The following is a 17,625-nucleotide window of genomic DNA, read 5'->3' on the forward strand; positions in this document are numbered from 1 at the left end:
CTATCTGCTTGCTATTTTAAACACTTTTATACATTTTTCACAGGATTTGCTGAGTTAAGTCACAGTATTTAGTGCGCCTAAGTGGTGTCAAACCATAGCAGACATGCTGATGTAAGGCCAAAGTGCTAAAAAATCTTTAGTCTAATAACAATAAAAGAGGCTCCCTTTGAAGTTATTACCCTTAACCTTAATCGCAAGCTTAGTCTTGGCTGGCATAGCGCCAGACTTGAGTATCGCTGCGACCGCGCGCACCCTTGAGTTAACCGATGTGATGCAGTTTAAATCGCTCGCTGCGCCGCAGTTATCAGCCAATGGTGAAGTGTTGGCGGTGGAAGTGAGTCCTGATCGCGGCGATAGCGAAGTACTCATTAAGCGCACAGATAATAGCGTTAGCTATCAAATTGCTAACGCGAGTAACCCGCAAATTAGCCGCGATGGTCGCTTTGTGGCAGTGAAATTACCCTTAAGCTTATTTGATCAAGAATCTAAAGATAAACAGACCCTCAAAAAGTTAACCGCGGGCATGGCGCTACTCGATACTCACACAGGCCACAGACAAACCTTTGCTGGGGTCGAATCCTTTGCCTTTAATCCAAGTGGCACAGTATTAGCGATTTGGTTTGAGGCACCTGAACCAGATAAAAAAGCCGTTAAGAACGAGTTAAGTGCTAACGCTAGCAAGCAAGAGGTTAAAGATGCTGACGGACATAAGCCAGCTAAAGATGATATCGGTCGGCCTTTGACCTTAGTGCTGCTGGATAGTGCGAAGCAAGTGCACTTTGATGCCGTAAGCCGCTACGCCTTTGCTAAACATAGCCCTAAGGTGCTACTGGCTGAGGTAAGCAAAGAGGGCAGCCATATCATGCTGGTGGATGGTATCAGTGGTGATAAATCATTTGTGTATGAGGCAGCTAGCGCAACTGGCAGTATCACTCCTATCGTTGGGGCGCTTGCTATTAGTGATGATGGCAAGCAGCAAGCCTTTACCTTGGGCGATAGCCGTTTGCATATTGATGCGCGTCACTATCAATTGTGGTTAACCCCGCATGAGCGCCTCATGCCGATAAAGACAGATGCTAATTGGCCACTTAATCGCTACGCTCAGCTGCGCTTTAATGAGGTGGGCGATTATTTATTCTTTGGCCGCGTGCCTGAAGTGAGTCGCATTTTGCCGCTCGCTAAAATTAGCCAGCAAGCTGAGCTGTTTAACATTGATAAAGTCACCGCCCAGCGTGAACTTAATGTATGGCATGGCGACGACCCGCGCATTAAGCCCCATGAAATTAAGCAATACAACAGCAAGCTTGAACATAACTATTGGGCGGCATTGAACACTAAGAGCCTAACCGTGCAGCAATTAGCCGATAGTGAAGTCGCGACTGTGCATTGGCCGCAGATGGGTAATCAAGTGCTGATGAGTAGTGATAAGCCCTATTTAACGATGATCACTTGGGCGGGGTTTTATCGTGATTATTATCTGTTTGATTTAACCACAGGTTCGCGCCGCTTAGTGCTAACTCAGCAAGACAGCGACCAAGCGCCAAGTCTGTCACCTAATGGCCGCTATCTAGTGTATTTTCATCAAGGCCAAGTCAAGCTTTACGATGTCGCGGCGCAGAAGCATTCAGTATTAACCGCAGCTATTAGCACGCCTTTTGCCGATGAAGATAATGATTACCCTAAGGCTGCCCCGGGTTATGGGGTCGGGCCTTGGCTTGATGATGACTCGGCCGTGCTTGTGTATGATAAATACGATGTTTGGCAGTTATCTAGCTTAGGGAAAGCGCCGCTTAAGCTCACCTCAGGACGTGAGGCGGCAGAACAATATCGAGTGCAAGCCTTGGTGGATGATGTCATAAGCGCTGATAGTAAGCGCCCCGCCACAGTGCGCGCTGGCGAGGCTGTGTTAGTGCATGCTTATAATGAGCGCACGAAAAGCGATAGCTTGCATCAGCTTAACGTTGGTATTCTCGGTACTAAAGCATTAGCAGGCAGTGCTCCTCAATCCGCCAAAGTAAAAATTAAGCTACTGGCGCGCGCAAGGGATGCTGATACGCTAGTCTTTAGCCAAGAACGCTTTGATTTATATCCAGATTTATATGTCAGCCCATTACTTAAGCCGCAGCAAGCTGTGCGCCTGACTGAGCTGGATAAGCAGCGCCAAGCCTTTGACTGGGGAGCGGCGCAATTAGTGCAATGGCAAGGGGCGGATGGTAAACCTCTTGATGGCGTGCTTATTACCCCAACCAACTATCAAGCGGGTAAACCTGTGCCTGTGTTAGTGTATTTTTATCGCTTTATGAGCGATAGATTGCACGCCTTTCCTGAGATGAAAATTAACCATCGCCCCAATTTTGCCTGGTATGCCGCTAACGGCTACGCCATATTTTTGCCCGATATTCGCTTTGAAATCGGCGCCCCTGGGCATTCATCCACTTTGGCCTTAACCTCGGGCGTACAAAAGCTGATTGATATGGGCATAGCCGATGCTAATGCTGTGGGGATCCATGGCCATTCATGGGGCGGGTATCAAACGGCGTTCGTGGTGACTCAAACCCCTATGTTTAAGGCGACGGTGAGCGGCGCACCTGTGAGTAATATGACCAGTGCCTATTCAGCCATTCGTCACGGCACTGGCCTTGCGCGTCAATTTCAATACGAAACTGGCCAAAGCCGCATAGGTGATAGCTTGTTTGAGTCGCCGCAAAAGTATATTGAAAACTCACCAGTATTTTATGCTGACCGCATCACCACCCCTATGATGATAATGTTTGGCGATAAAGATGATGCTGTGCCGTGGGAGCAAGGGGTTGAGATGTATTTAGCCATGCGCCGCGCTGGCAAAGAAGTGGTTATGCTGCAATATCAAGACGAGCCACATCATTTGAAAAAGTACCCAAATAAGCTCGATTACAGCATAAAAATGAAACAGTATTTTGACCATTACCTTAAAGGTAGCGCCGCGCCGCAGTGGTTATCTGCTGGTGAAGCCTATCAACCTAGGCCCAATGCTGAGGAATAGACCGTAGGTTTTGGTTGGTTCGGGGGCAAGCCTGATAATCAACCCAATAGAGAAATAAAGGCATAAAAAACCTATAAAAAAGAGTGGCTGTGTAGCCACTCTTTTTATTTTAATTTTTTACGTTTAGCGTCTAAAGCGTTAAGGCGCGTGATTACTTAGCCAATTTACTTTAATTGGCGAGTGCAAAGGGGCTATCAAGAAACGATTGGTAACTGTCATTGCCCCAAGCCGTGAGCTTGTTATCTAAAAATAGCAGCGGCGTACATTCATCACGGCTGGTTTTACCGTCCGATGACACATGCTGAGTGCGGTAGAACAATACAGTTAAGCTGCCATTAGTTACAGGCTTGGCCTCAGAGATGTCGGCAGGGCCGAGCAAAGTAATGATCTGCTGTTTCTCTTGGCCGAGTTCAAGTTTGGCTATGGTTTGCTGATTAAATAGTTGCCTATCATCCCAATCTAAATCTTGCGGCTGCGGCTCATACATAAACACCACCACAGCGACAAATACGACATAAGCTACAAAGAGGGTGGCAACCACCCAAGCGAGTTTGAATTTCATAATGATATCCTTAAACAATATGGTTTAAAGATAACGCGAGAATCACCCAGTCACAAAATGCAATTGTTACCTTTTGTTGCAACTAGTTAACAACTGCCGTTTGGATGGTTGTGAACAATACAGTGTTTAGCAGCGAAATTGATTAAGGCTGACCGCGAGCGGTAACTCTTGATTCAGTTTGGCGAGCTTATAGCTAAGCCTTGCTAGCTCTTTGCCAGCAATCAGTTTTTGCTGCAGTTTATCTGGCACTTCATCGATATGCTGATACAGATTCGCTAAGTGCTGATACTGCTTTAACAATTCTGCGGCGGTTTTACCGCCTATGCCTGTGATCCCAGGGATCTTATTGCCGCTATCACCCGCCAGCGCAAAAAAGTCGAGTAACTGATTAAGCTCTATGCCCAATTTGGCGCACAGCGCCGCGTGATCAAATGGCGCCTTAGAAAAGTAATCCCACTGGCGAATATGCGGATGCAGCAACTGACTAAAGCCTTTATCGGTGGAGACTATGATGGCATGGCCTTGATGGGCCGTAAGCTTGCACGCTAAGGTGGCGATGACATCATCGGCCTCACTTTCTGCCTGTAAGCCGTAAAATCCTTGCGCTGTGAGGGCCTGCTTTATTGCGGGCAAGACTTGCGCGAGATCTTCAGGCATAGGCTTACGCCCTTTTTTATAGTCTGGGTATAAATGTTTGCGCCAAGAAATAGCATCACCATCCCACACTATTACTAAGTGGCTAGGTTGATGCAAACGTTTAAGTTTTTCACAGGCATGTTCTAGGCGCAGTTGTAATTGAGCCCCATCAAGCGGGGCTCCCATGGTGGCATGTAATCGTCGGGTGAGATTCATGCCGTCTATGATTAATAAATTGTTCATTTCACTATTTTATAACAGGGCACATAGGCACTGCCGGGAAGCTTCATTCGTTGTTGACTGACAAAGGCTTGTAATAACTTATCCATGCGTTCCATTAATTGTGGATCGCCATGAATTTCAAAGGGTCCCTGCTGCTTTATGAGCGCTAAAGTATCGGCTTTCACATTGCCGGCCACAATAGCAGAAAAGGCGCGTCTTAGGTTAGCCGCTAACTTAGCTTTATCTTCACAATCAAGCTGTAATGCTAAATTAGCCACTACATCATGGGTTGGAATAAAAGGTAATTGAAATTCTGGTTCAATTTTAAGCGCCCATTGGTATTGATAAGCGTCTTTAGTTGCGCGTCGATAGGCTTTGATTTGATCCATGCTTTGCTTCATGTAAAAAGCCACAGCACTTGGATCATCAACAATGATTTGGTACTTAGCTTGTGCCTCTGACCCTAAAGTAGCGTGAATAAAGGCATCAATCTCTTCAAAATAGGCGCGGCTTTCTTTGGGCCCAGTTAATACCAAGGGGAAGGGGATATCTTCATTCTGCGGATTAAGTAAAATCCCCAGTAGATATAACAGCTCTTCAGCGGTACCGGCGCCCCCTGGGAAAATCACTATGCCATGACCAAGGCGCACAAAGGCTTCAAGGCGTTTTTCAATGTCTGGCAAAATCACCAGTTCATTAACTATTTGATTGGGCGGCTCGGCCGCTATGATGCTGGGTTCAGTTAGGCCAATATAACGGGCATTATGCAGGCGCTGCTTAGCGTGGCCTATGGCGGCGCCTTTCATGGGGCCTTCCATAGCGCCAGGACCACAACCAGTACAAATGTCGAGCTTTCTTAGTCCCATTTGATAGCCGACTTCGCGGGTATAGTTGTATTCAATCTCGTTGATACTATGACCGCCCCAGCACACTACTATGTTGGGGTCGCGATTGGTGGGCAGCACTTTAGCATTGCGCAAAATATCAAACACGACATCGGTAATATGGCTCGAATTACTGAGGTTAATATGATTAAGGCTGTCGTATTTATTGCTGACATAAAGTAAGTCGCGCAGTACAGAAAACAGGTGTTCTTGCAGACCTAAAATAATCTCACCATCCACAAAGGCTTGCTCGGGCGGATTGATTAATTCCAGTTGTAAACCGCGCTCACGGGTGAGGACGTTTACTTGGAAATCTCGGTATTTATCAAATAATACTGAGGCGTTGTCGGTATGCATACCTGAGGCGAGTACCGCTAACGAACAATTGCGGTACAGTTGGTAAAGATCGCTTTGAGAACTTTGTTTAAGGCGCTGAACTTCTAATTGCGACAGTTGGTCCATGCTGCCTTTGGGGCTGATTCTCACTATCATAAGCCACTCCTTGCTGAGTGAATATCACTTCACGGTCCCATGATTAGTCGATAATGACGCGGTCTCGATGTTGGTGCTTGGCTTGGTAAAGAGCGGCATCGGCTCGCTCAAAGGTATCTTGGATGGTTTCTGAGCTAGCAAGCTGCGCTGCGCCTATCGACACCGTTATTATCACGGGTTGTTGTTTAAATTTGAATTGAACATTTTTTATTTTTTCACGAACACGATTAAGTAATTGCTCAATATCATCTTGGCATACTCCTGGTATTAACAACACAAATTCTTCACCGCCATATCGGGCCACAAACTCGCTTTCCCTGAGACTTTGACGCAGGGCGGTGGCTATGACTTGCAGCGCTTTATCTCCCGAGGTATGACCATAGGTGTCATTAATCTCTTTAAAATGATCGATATCGAGTATGGCGAGCCACAAGGTATGTTGCTGGCGAATGGCGCTGCGATATTCAATTTCCATTTTTTGATCAAGCGCGGCGCGGTTCGGCAATTGGGTTAAGCAGTCGAGCATATTGATTTTTTGCTGCTCGAAAAAGCGCTCTTTATAGCTTGTGGCCTCATTGTTAAGGTTGTCGATTTTTTTATGGAGGCCATCCATGGTCTTTTGCAGCAATAGCTGCTCGCGCTGCTCTATGGCATCTTTACGCGTTAAGGTGTTGTGGATGCAGGCCAGTTGTTCAGTCACTAGTTGCTTAAGTTGCTCTATCGGCTGTGAGGTTAAGCTTTGGCGACTTAAGTCATCAATGCGGGTAAAGATTTCGTGGTTTAATTGGGTCTTAAGCTGCGAGCTGCGTTGATACTGAGTCATGCTTTGACCGACGGCATCGCGCACTGTGGTTAAGGTATGATTGAGCGCGAATAAAAACTCTTGGGACGCGGTTTTTTCTTGATAAATAGTGTCGATGACTAAGGTTAATAACTGCTGATAAGTGAGTAGCAGTTGGTCGGCATTCAAGTCATGTTTGAGGATAGACACAAGGTCATTTATTTGGGTTTGCTGGGGGGCTGGGAACTCAATTTTGGCAAGCAGTTCAAACAAATCCTCGGCCAGTAATTGATACTTAGGTAAGACATTCAGCTCAGTATTGGCCGGTAGCTGGCTACTTAGCAGGCTGTGAAACTGCTCCAGCAATAGCTCAAGTTTAGGTATGTATTCCCATACATTGCTATAGGGCTGGCTATTGGCTTGGCGAAAATAGCTGAGTTCATGACGACTGGGACCTTCTAACTGCTGCACGCTTAACAGTTCTTGGGTCAGGTCATTTATATGGCTGCGCCCTGATTCAAGCCGCACTAATACTTCACTGGCATGCCCCTTAAGTAAGCGTTGCAAATCAATAATATCGGCGGCGACAAACTCAAATTTGTCGTAACTATTGAGCTGGTTTTTAAGCTTATTGAGGCGATTATCAAGCTCAGTGTTGTGGCCCTTACAGGCGCTACTTAAGTGATTAATCAGGGATAATAAGGTTTGTAGTTTGGCGTCGCGGTCAGCTTCTAACTGCAGCATTGCTTCTTTAGCCAGTTGCAGCTTGTGCTTGAGATGTGCCGCTTGCGTGTTGTTGGTCAAATTATCCATAATTTTTCCGAGTCACCTAAGGTATCAGTCTCTTAACTGTGAGTGAAACTAATGTAATAGTATCTAAAGCTCAATGAAGTGCAAATGTAACCTACGGAAAATACATAAAAATTCATCTGAGCTTTGAAATTTACGCATCTCACTCTGTGCTCTGTGACTGCGCGCCACTACTTGGCCAAGTAATTTGCTGTTTATCACAACTGCAAGTCACCCGAATTAAGCCGCGATTGATGGCTTGGGTTAAACGCATATACAGCTGAGTGGTAAAAATAGTGGGCGGAGTGAAATCTAAGGTATGAAAACTCACAAAGGCTTGATGCTGCTGCAAACTTAAGGCGCCAGCGCAGGCAAATTGCAGACATTGATACAAGGTTTTAGCATTAATCGGCACATCTTTATTGGCTAGAAATGGCAGGTTTACCAGCCCTAACGACCACTTCTGCGCTGATGTCCACGCTGACTCTATGATGCTAACAAGTTCATCGGGCGTCAGTACTTGCTGGCTGTAAATTCCGATGAGACCTGGCCTTAAGGCAAAGATTTCAAGCTCGGATAATGCGGCCAGTTCACCCAGTTGCTGCTGAAAATAGTGACTGAAATCCTCTTGCCCCAGTAACAAATCCTGATTGGGATTCGATTGGACTGTCATTAAGGCAATCGTGCCTGGCTGGCTTAACCAAGAATTTTCAAGGTTGGCAATAAATGAGTTGTACCCAGGGTATAAGGTAATAGGTTCTTGCAGCGCTTGGCGTGTTAAGTAACTTAATTGTTTTGCGTTTAAATAATGCTTACGCCAAATGGTGGCTAACACTAATAAGGCGGTTAACAGCCCAAGGGTACTAAACAGCGCCGCAATTTGGGCGAAATGCATGTTTCTTTCTTGCTTAGCTACGCGGCTCTTGGCGGTATCTAACTCAATTTTTAAGCGCTGTTGTTGCAGCGCCGCATTCACATCATCGTGGGGCTTAGCCTGCTGTATTAATTGTTTATTTAGCACTAATACTTGTTTACTCAAGGTGAGGGCTTTAGTGATTTCGCCTGAGCGCTCTAATGCCAAAATTAAATGCTGTTTGGCCTCGACTTCCACCTCAAGATTGTTACTTTCAAGGGCCAAGGTAATCGCCTTGTTGGCGTGCTTAATGGCTTCTTGATAGTTTTGTTGTTTATTGCGAATTTGCGCCAGCAATACCTCGTTATGAATCAAATAATGGTTAGTGTTTTTATTGGTAAACGTTTGATTTGCTTGTAATAGTGATGAGATTGAAGCGTTTAAATCGCCAATATTGGCATAAGCCTCACCCAGATTATGATAATTTAAGGCCATGAAGATAATGTTTTGACGGCGCTTATCTATGGCTTGGGCATTAAGGTAATAATCAATGGCTTGTTGCCATGATTCTTGTTTGGCATAAATCATGGCGATGGCGCTCATGGCTTGTGACAAATAGGCATCATCCTTTAACACCATAAAGCTATCGGCGGCCATGTGGGCATGCTGGAGAGCATCTTCCAGTTGGCCAAGCTCTCGGTAAACCTTAGATATTCGAAAATTAATCAGGGCTAATAATTTGGGCGATTGGGTAGTGCTGGCCAATTGGTGCGCTTGGGAGAAGTATTGCAGCGCTTGTCTATGCTGCTCAAATTGGGTGTGAAACTTGCCAAGGCGTGAATTGGAATATGCCAATAAGTAGGACGATGATAAGTGCAGCGCGCGCTCACGCATGGCTTCAAGGTGCTGTAATGCAGGTTGTTTTTGATTAGTTAATAACAACAAGGAGCCGAGATGATCATGAATAGTGAATCTAAGCAGCCGCGCTTCTTGCGAGCTGTTCTCTTTAATTAACGCTAGCGCGGCTTGATAGTGAGTTTCTACCTGTGGGTAGTTGTATTGCTCTTTACCTATGATGCGCCCTTTGAGCACTTCAATTACAGCTTGTTGGTATGGGGTCTTGGCAAATGACGCTAACATCTCAATCAGCTTCGAGTTATTAGGATGGCTTGACGGCACAGTCACCCCAGGCTCCATGCTTAAGCGAATAAACAGATAGTATTGGCGGAACAAGGCGTCTTGATTTAGCCCCCAGCTGCGGTGACTCAAGCGGGTCAGGCTTAATGGTTTACTGTCACTATTAAGTTGTAGATTTAAGTTGTCATATAAGGCTTGCGGTGTTTCTCTGACGGCAATTTCATCGTCAATAGTTACGCTTGCGTGAACTTGACCTGCGAACAAGACAAATAAAACAATAAACCATTGAATGGCAAATAAGGGCATCAGCTATTCCAAATAAGGTGGTGCATTATGTTAATTGTGTTAATTAATGCTGAGGTGATTGATTTTACTTGTTATACTCCAGCAACTTTGTAAGAGGGATGATAACAGAAGGGTTAAGCCATGAAACCTGATTTTCGCGTATTTGTTGCGATAGGTACCTTTTTTAGCTTTGCCGCCTACAGCGATGTCCAATATAACATTGATTTGACTCGGCCTGAGCATCAACTGGCTAATGTAGAAGTTATTTTTCCCGAAACTGTGGCGTCAGCCCTCACCATTAACTTGCCCGTGTGGCGCACTGGTAAGTATCAAATACTGCCGTTGGCTGATGGTTTGCGTGAATTTAAGGCCTATGACGCCCAAGGGAAACCACTGAGTGTTAACCGAGTGGCGAGCGGTGAGTGGCAAGTTGAGTTAACTGCGCCCACCAGTGTGCGAGTGACCTATCAACTGCATGCCGATTTACTGGGGACTCGGGTGCGCCATATTGATGCCAGCCATGCATTTTTAGATGCCAGCGGTGTGTTTGTTTACAGTCCAGAATTTCGTGAAGATAGCCTGCGCGTTAATATGCAAGTGCCTAACGAGTGGCGCAGTTATTCCGGCATGACCTCAGGCTGGCAGCCTCACTCTTTTGTGGCGCCCAATTATGATGTGCTAGTGGACTCGCCCATTGAAACCGGTATTAGTCAGGTGCGCACATTCAGTGCCGATGGCCGCGATTATGAGCTCGTGGTGTGGGGCGAAGGTAATTACGATCTTGATCAAATAGCGCTCGATCTTAAAAAACTCAGTGGCAGTGCCAGCGCCATTTGGGATGATTATCCGTTTGAGCGCTACGTCTATATGGTGCATGCCACGAGCGGCGAGCGCGGCGCCACTGAACATTTAAATTCCACCATTATTCAGTTGCCTAGGTTTAATTTTAGGGAGCGCAAAGACTATCTCGGCTTTATCGGCACAGCGTCTCATGAATTTATTCATACGTGGAACGTGAAGCAATATCGCCCTGAAGGTTTAGCTAAGTATCGTTATCAGCAAGAAACTATCACGCCCTTGTTGTGGCTTTCTGAAGGCTCCACCAGTTATTTTCAATACCAGTTATTGCTGCGCGCTGGCGTCATTACTCATCAAGAGTTTATGGAAGACTTAGCCAAGCGGATTAACGATAACCTTAACCGCCCCGGTGCTCGGCAGCAGTCGGTGGCCGAAGCCAGTGAATCCACTTGGGTCGAGCAAGGCGGCGATTACGGTACTAACCATGGGGTAAATATTTATTCCGAAGGTTACTTAGTGTCATTAGCCTTAGATTTTAATCTGTTAGAAGATACTGGCCTTAAGCATTCTTATCGCGATGTGCATCAGCGTTTATATCGTGACTACCGCTTACCGGCGGCGTTTGGGGTGGCAGATGTTAAAGCTATCTTAGCCTCGTTAGCGGGTAAATCTTACGACGCTTGGTGGCAAACCCATATCGATAGCCCGTGGCAAGCCAATTACCCTGAACTGCTGGCCATGGCGGGCTTAAGCATTACTTATGGCAAAGAAGAGGCGGTTAAGGCTAACTTTGGGGTTAAAGCCGCCAAAGACAGTTTGAAGCTTGAGCATGTTAAACGTGATGGCGCGGCGTGGCGCGCAGGCCTGCATGAAGGCGATGAACTGGTGGCCATTAATGGCCTTAAAGTCACCCCTGATGGCTTAACTAAGCGGTTTGAAGATTTTGAGCCGGGCGATAAAGTGGAGCTCAGTTATTTCAGTAACGATAACCTTAAAACCACCACAATGATTTTAGAGGAAAAATCACAGGGCAAGCTTGAGATTAAACCTATGGCTGGGGCGAGTGATAGTCAAAAAGCCTTTTTCAAGGCCTGGCTTGGCATCGATTGGCCGTATAAGTAATTAGGCTTAATTGACTGCGTTTATCTATTGACTGCGTTTACCTAAGGTCAGCTCGCGCTGGCCCTTTTTATGGGCGTGCGCTGAATTGATGAATTGATAAATAGATGAACTCTAACAATAAGCGTTGGCTGCAAACTCTCACGACAAACTTTGCTCACAAACTCTGACTATAAATCCAGCAGTCAATTTGCTAAGTTATTGTCACAAAAATAAAACAATAGTTTAGGGATGCTGAAATTATGACGTACCGCCCGCTTTATTTACTCTGTAGTCTACTGCTCACTGCGCCGTTATTCTCCTTGGCAGCTGCTGATGGTGCTGCCAACACCCAAGCGCTAGGCGCTGATTTAAGCTCAGCAACTGGCCTTGGCTATTATCGGATGCCAGATATCCATCAAGATACTTTAGTGTTTACCGCTGAAGGGGATATTTGGAAACAAACCCTTAATCAAGGCGCTGCCACTCGGTTAACCAGTCAAGCGGCGCTTGAATCCCATCCGCATATTTCGCCAGACGGTAAGCTGCTTGCTTTTGTCGCCAATTATGATGGCGCCGATGAAGTCTATGTGATGAGCATCAATGGCGGCGTGCCTAAGCGCGTGACCTTTGAAGATCATCGCGTTCGCTTGCAAGGCTTTACTCCAAGTGGCGATATTTTATATGCCACAGATAAAACCGTTGGACCATCAAACCGCTGGCTGCTCAAAACTGTGTCGCCTCTCAGCTTGATAACTCAAGATGTGCCGCTAGTGGATGCCATCGAAGGCGATATTGCCAGTGACGGCAAGCGGGTGTTCTTCGTGCGTTTTGGTCTGCAAGCCAGCGGCGATAATGCTCAGGTGTATCGCGGCGGCGCTAAGGGCGAGATTTGGCAATATCAGTTAGCGACAGACACTGAGGCCACTCGTTTGCTCGCTGAACATCAAGGCTCACTGCGCCAACCTATGCTGTGGCAGCAGCAAATGTATTTTATTAGTGATGAGAGTGGCTTAGATAATATTTGGCGCTTAAATCTTGATGATAATCAGCTAACGCAAATCACCCATTACACAGATTATCCTATCCGCCAAGCCAACCTTAAACATGGCAAACTGGTGTGGTCGCGAGGCGCTGATATTGAAGTGCTGGATATCGCAAGCGCAAGCGTTACTCAGCCTGCCATTAGTTTGCAATCCGATTTCAGCCAAAAACAGCCTAATCGCATTAGCGATCCTTTAGCCTATTTATCCCATGTCAGTTTTGCTGCCAATGGCCGCCAAGCCATAGTCACAGCGCGCGGGAAAATAGCGGTAGTGGGTGAAAAGGGGCGGCGTTTAGTGAGCGTTGCCAGCCCAGATAATGCCCGCATGAGTCAAGCCATTATGAGCCCAGATGGGCAGTGGATTTATGCTATTGGCTCCCAAGCCGGACAGCAGCAATTGTGGCAATTAGCCGCTGATGGCAGTCAAGACGCCACTCAGCTGACCGAAAAGGGCGATACCTTGCGCACCGCCTTAGCAGTATCTCCCGATGGCCGCTATTTATTGCATGATGATTATCAAGGCAATATTTGGTTATTCAGCATTAAGGCGCGCACCAATCAGCTCATTTTATCGGGCAGTGAAGGCTTAGGACCGCACCCTGATTTAATCTGGTCACCCGATAGTCGCTTCATTGCTATCACTCAGGCTAAAATTGGCCAGCAAAGGCCGCAAATCCTTTTGTACTCGCTAGTGGATAAACGCACTGAGTATTTAACCTCAGATAAATACGAGTCGTTTTCACCAAGATTTAGTGACGATGGCAAGTGGCTGTATTTCTTATCTAACCGTGAATTTAGCTCGAGTCCTACTAGCCCGTGGGGCGATCGAAACATGGGGCCAGTGTTTGATCGCCGCAGCCAAATTTTTGCCTTAGCCTTAACTAAAGAGGCGCAATTTCCATTCGCGCCCGTGACAGAGTTAACCCCTGAGCCAGCGAAATCTACGAGCGATAAAACCCCATCACCACTTGTTAGTGTGGACTGGGAGGGATTAGCGCAAAGGTTATGGCAAGTGCCGGTCGCGAGCGGTAATTACCAGAATCTGCAACCCACAGATAAAGGCTTATATGTATTAGATAGCGACAATAAGCCTGACAGTCAGCCCAGTTTGCAGTTTATTAGCTTTGAGGCAGGTAAAGCCAGCGCGACTAAAGTGGCTGATAACATAGCCTATTTTGCGCTGTCACCAGATAAAAAACGCTTGTTATTACAGCAGCAACTACCAAAACCCAGTTTAGTCATTGTGGATGCCAGCGATAAGTTACCCAGCTCTCTGACTGAGGCGACCCTATCATTAAGTCCGTGGCAATTGAGCTTAGATCCTGTATCTGAGTGGCAGCAATTGTTTGATGATGCTCACCAAATGCATCAACATCAGTTTTATGATCCTAAGATGCGCGGCCTTGATTGGCAGGCCGTTAAACAAAAATATCAGCCATTATTGGCGCGGGTAACCGACAGATATGAGCTCAATGACTTATTTGAACAAATGATGGCTGAGCTTAATTCACTCCATAGCCAAGTGCGTGGCGGCGATGTCAGTAAGCAAGCGGATTTACCTAAAGTCGCAAGTTTAGGTGGGCAACTTAAGCAAACGGCGAATGGCGTGGTGTTGGCATCCATTTATGGACATGACGCAGAATTGCCTAATGCCGCGCCGCCTTTGGCAAAACCTGGGGTGAATGCCAAAGTCGGTGATATGTTGGTGGCGATTAATGGCCAGCGGGTGCGCTCTATGGCCGATGTTAGCCGTTTACTCAGTAATCAAGTGGCGCAACCTGTGTTACTCACCTTAAGTCGCGCGGATCAAACCCATCAAACATTAGTCACGCCTATCTCCGCCGAGGATGATGCCAAACTGCGTTATCAAGACTGGGTGGTGGCCAATCGTCATTCAGTATCAAGCAGTACGACCAATAAGGTCGGCTACTTGCATCTTTATGCCATGGGGCACAATGATATCAATGATTTTGCCCGAGAGTTTTACACCAATTATGACAAACAGGGCTTAATTATTGATGTTAGGCGTAACCGTGGTGGCAATATTGATAGCTGGATTATTGAGAAATTATTGCGCCGCGCCTGGGCGTTTTGGCAGCCCACTCAAGGCACGCCTTACGTCAATATGCAGCAGACATTCCGCGGCCACTTAGTCGTGCTTACCGATCAGTTAACCTATTCAGACGGTGAAACCTTTGCGGCGGGTATTAAGGCCTTAGGGTTAGCGCCGCTCATTGGCAAGCAAACCGCCGGCGCTGGGGTGTGGTTATCTGGGCGCAATACGCTTGCGGATAATGGCATGGCACGAGTGGCTGAATATCCGCAGTACGCTATGGATGGTCGCTGGATAGTCGAAGGCTTAGGCGTGAGTCCAGATATTGAAGTCGAAAACTTACCTCATGAGAGCTATAAAGGTGAGGATGCGCAGCTGCAAGCGGCAATGCGTTACTTAAATGAAAAAATTAACGCCGAACCTGTGCCCGAGCTTAAGGCCTTGCCTTTACCTAAGGGCACTAAAGCGCAAGATATTAACTAGTTGCATCTAGGCGTTAACAGATAGCGTTAACTCTTAGCGCTAATGGATAGCGCTAAGAGTTAACGATAACAGCGCCCCCATGTAAGACGTGGCACCAATAAAGCCAAAGCATAATAAAGGCCTGCACTGCAGGCCTTTATTTATGCTAATGACGAGTTAGATTTAAGCGGCAGTGATTAATAGTTGCCGCTATTGATTGTTGGCCAGTAACTTAAAGCAATCATTATTAGCGCCGCGACGGCAAGCAGTAAGGTCCATACAATCAAACCGTAAGCCCCTGCTGTCATTATCATCATTAAGGCGCTAACGCTTAATAGTATAGAGGCTAAGTATTTGCACTTGGTCCGCGCCTTGGCGTTAAGCTTAATGCCAAAGCGTTTGGCTACGCCTTGCTGGCTCACCACTGAAAATAAGCCCATGGCAACTAGCATGACACTAAAAATGATGAGGCTCATGATTGTGCTCCATTAAGCTTAGGGTTAGCTGCTCGTTTGGCCTTAACGGCAAGATTAGCGCTGTTGCCTTTAGCAGTAACATTCACATTTTGGCGCTGCGCATAAGCATACCAAGCGGCGCCAAACAACATGCCAGCTATCAGTAACGCAAGTATATCTACCCGTACTAACGGCCATTGGCCAAGGGCGATATTGCTGATGAGGTGCTTAGATGTCAGGGCATTAATGACGGGCACGGCCAGCCAAGCAAGCGCTGCCAGTAGTAAGCCGCTAAACCATGAACCAAGGCCGAGTAAATTCAAGAGTAGCCAAGCGCCAAGGGCGATAAAAAAGCAATGCACTTCCCAATCGGCGCGCTGGGCTAAGTCTGGTAACAATAGGCGATTACTCAGTAAAAACACCGCAGTTGCCAGCGGTAAGCCGCTAATAAAGCCTAGATTTAAGCGCTGCACTAGGCTTAAACCAACATTGTCAGCCGCGCTCATAGTGCGTTTTTGTAGGCGCTTTTTCACCCATAAAATATTGCCTGAGGCTATCATCAAGCAGCCTAATAACCCGGCAAACCCTAATAATAATCGTAAGCCATTGTTGGCAAAGCGACCTGTATGCAGCGCCAGTAAAGTGTCATAGGTTTCAACTATGATGGATGACGAAAGTGGCGTTTGGCTAATCAGCTCACCGCTTACGCCGTTAAACACCCATTTAGGTTCTTTTTCAGTAATTTGCTGCTCGGTATTAGCTTCAATCACTACCTGACTGTTAACGCGCCCTGGGTGCTGCACACTAATGCGGCGCACAGGTAAATTGGCCCATAAGTGCTGATTGTTGTGAATTAGGCTAGCTATGTCGATGACGGGCTCAGCACTCATTTCGAGACTTGCCTCAGTGCGCACAGTGGTTGGGTCCACTTGTGCATGCATCTGCTGCCTATCGCCCTTAAATTCTAAGTCCAGCGGTAGCGGCATGTATAAAAACATTAACGCAATCAATCCAGTAAAACTAATCACTAGATGATAAGGCAAACCAAACACTGAGCTAATCGTGTGGCTGTCTAGCCAAGATCTATGGCCTTTATTGAATTTTAATGCGAAGAAATCTTTAAAGAAGCGCTTATGAATAACAATGCCGCTGATAAGCGCAAACAGCATAAAGACAGTGGCAATACCTATGAGGTAGCGGCCAAGATTGCCGGGCAAATAATGCAAATCAAAATGCAGGCGATAGAAGAAATTGCCGCCTTTGCTATCGCGAGTATCGGTAATCACTTGATTGTCATGGGTAATAAAATGACTGACGCTTTTACCGCGGGATTTGCCTTCAGGTTTAGGCTCGCTCCAACCCACGCTGATATAAGGTTGGCGTTGGCGCGGCAATTGAATGCTCCAACTGGCGGCGTGACTGGCATTAGCGCTTAAGTAGTGCTGCGCTTGTTGCACTTGGCTGCTAACACGGCTGCTAGCGTAATCTTGCAACACGTCTTGGTGGATCTCAGGCTTACTCCACACATTAAAGTCATAGCGAAAATAACTTAAGGTACCAGCAAAAAATACCAGTAGTAATAGCCAAGATAACAGTAAGCCAAACCAGGTATGGATCCACAGCATGGAGCGATAAAGGGTTTCTTTCATAATGGCATGGCCTCAAATGGAGCCAAGCAGCGAACTGTGGCGAGAGATAACAGGCTTAAGCCAGTAAGTAACCCCAGCACTTTAGGTAAAGAGCGCAGGCAAAGACTTAGCAAACTTAAAAGGATGAAGATAACAAAGGCTAACATGGTCACTAGATAGACTTTATCCAGTGGCGCGAGCGTTAATACCTGATGCAGCGCCGCGCAAATAGCGAGCGTGCAGCCATAGCTGCCAATGCTGGCTGCAAGCAGTCTGAGGCTAAACGATAATGTGGAAGACTGTAATCTAAACACCAACAAATCCAAACACCAACAGCAAAAGAGGACTTATTGTAAACAAACAAAACTCAATTGATAACTATTTTCATTATCACTTGCACTGCGAGTGCTCAAATGTGTGGCC

The 17,625-nt window shown here is 46.5% G+C and carries 11 protein-coding genes; 3 read left to right on the forward strand and 8 right to left on the reverse strand.

Features of this window, described 5'->3' with window-relative positions:
- Positions 1–166: 166 nt before the first annotated feature.
- Complete coding sequence (locus FJQ87_RS06890; protein WP_140931821.1) at positions 167–3,022, forward strand: prolyl oligopeptidase family serine peptidase; 2,856 nt, start codon at positions 167–169, stop codon at positions 3,020–3,022.
- Between the two features lie 169 nt (positions 3,023–3,191).
- Here the strand turns inward: FJQ87_RS06890 and FJQ87_RS06895 are convergent, their stop codons facing one another.
- From FJQ87_RS06895 to FJQ87_RS06915, 5 genes are all read right to left on the reverse strand, one after another.
- A complete protein-coding gene (locus tag FJQ87_RS06895) occupies positions 3,192–3,584 on the reverse strand; it encodes a DUF3192 domain-containing protein (RefSeq protein ID WP_140931823.1) in 393 nt (130 codons plus the stop codon).
- 126 nt (positions 3,585–3,710) lie between these two features.
- Positions 3,711–4,463: a flap endonuclease Xni gene (xni, locus tag FJQ87_RS06900; RefSeq protein WP_140931825.1), complete on the reverse strand. Its 753-nt coding sequence runs from the start codon at positions 4,461–4,463 to the stop codon at positions 3,711–3,713.
- Positions 4,460–5,818 carry a nucleotide 5'-monophosphate nucleosidase PpnN gene (gene ppnN / locus FJQ87_RS06905; protein ID WP_140931827.1) on the reverse strand — a complete coding sequence of 453 codons (1,359 nt, stop codon included), beginning with the start codon at positions 5,816–5,818 and terminating at the stop codon, positions 4,460–4,462. The genes xni and ppnN overlap by 4 nt, the downstream gene beginning before the upstream one ends.
- A 43-nt stretch (positions 5,819–5,861) precedes the next feature.
- Positions 5,862–7,412, reverse strand: a complete 1,551-nt coding sequence (locus FJQ87_RS06910; protein WP_140931829.1) for a GGDEF domain-containing protein — start codon at positions 7,410–7,412, stop codon at positions 5,862–5,864.
- A gap of 139 nt (positions 7,413–7,551) precedes the next feature.
- Complete coding sequence (locus FJQ87_RS06915; protein ID WP_140931831.1) at positions 7,552–9,684, reverse strand: hypothetical protein; 2,133 nt, start codon at positions 9,682–9,684, stop codon at positions 7,552–7,554.
- A gap of 120 nt (positions 9,685–9,804) precedes the next feature.
- On the opposite strand from FJQ87_RS06915, the gene FJQ87_RS06920 reads away from it, so the two are divergent.
- Together FJQ87_RS06920 and FJQ87_RS06925 are read left to right on the forward strand one after the other, a co-directional pair.
- Positions 9,805–11,583: a PDZ domain-containing protein gene (locus FJQ87_RS06920; protein WP_140931833.1), complete on the forward strand. Its 1,779-nt coding sequence runs from the start codon at positions 9,805–9,807 to the stop codon at positions 11,581–11,583.
- A gap of 239 nt (positions 11,584–11,822) precedes the next feature.
- On the forward strand, positions 11,823–15,140 hold the full coding sequence (locus FJQ87_RS06925) for a S41 family peptidase (RefSeq protein WP_140931835.1): 3,318 nt from the start codon (positions 11,823–11,825) through the stop codon (positions 15,138–15,140).
- A gap of 176 nt (positions 15,141–15,316) precedes the next feature.
- On the opposite strand, the gene FJQ87_RS06930 is transcribed toward FJQ87_RS06925, so the two are convergent.
- From FJQ87_RS06930 to FJQ87_RS06940, 3 genes are read right to left on the reverse strand one after another with little or no spacing between them, the layout of a single operon-like run.
- Positions 15,317–15,595, reverse strand: coding sequence for a DUF3325 family protein (locus tag FJQ87_RS06930; protein WP_140931837.1), 279 nt, complete (start codon positions 15,593–15,595; stop codon positions 15,317–15,319).
- Positions 15,592–17,223, reverse strand: coding sequence for a PepSY-associated TM helix domain-containing protein (locus FJQ87_RS06935; protein WP_140931839.1), 1,632 nt, complete (start codon positions 17,221–17,223; stop codon positions 15,592–15,594). The genes FJQ87_RS06930 and FJQ87_RS06935 overlap by 4 nt, the downstream gene beginning before the upstream one ends.
- A complete protein-coding gene (locus tag FJQ87_RS06940; protein WP_140931841.1) occupies positions 17,220–17,516 on the reverse strand; it encodes a hypothetical protein in 297 nt (98 codons plus the stop codon). Before FJQ87_RS06940 ends, FJQ87_RS06935 begins: the two co-directional genes overlap by 4 nt.
- Positions 17,517–17,625: the final 109 nt, after the last annotated feature.

Source organism: Shewanella sp. SNU WT4, assembly GCF_006494715.1.
Lineage (GTDB): Bacteria > Pseudomonadota > Gammaproteobacteria > Enterobacterales > Shewanellaceae > Shewanella.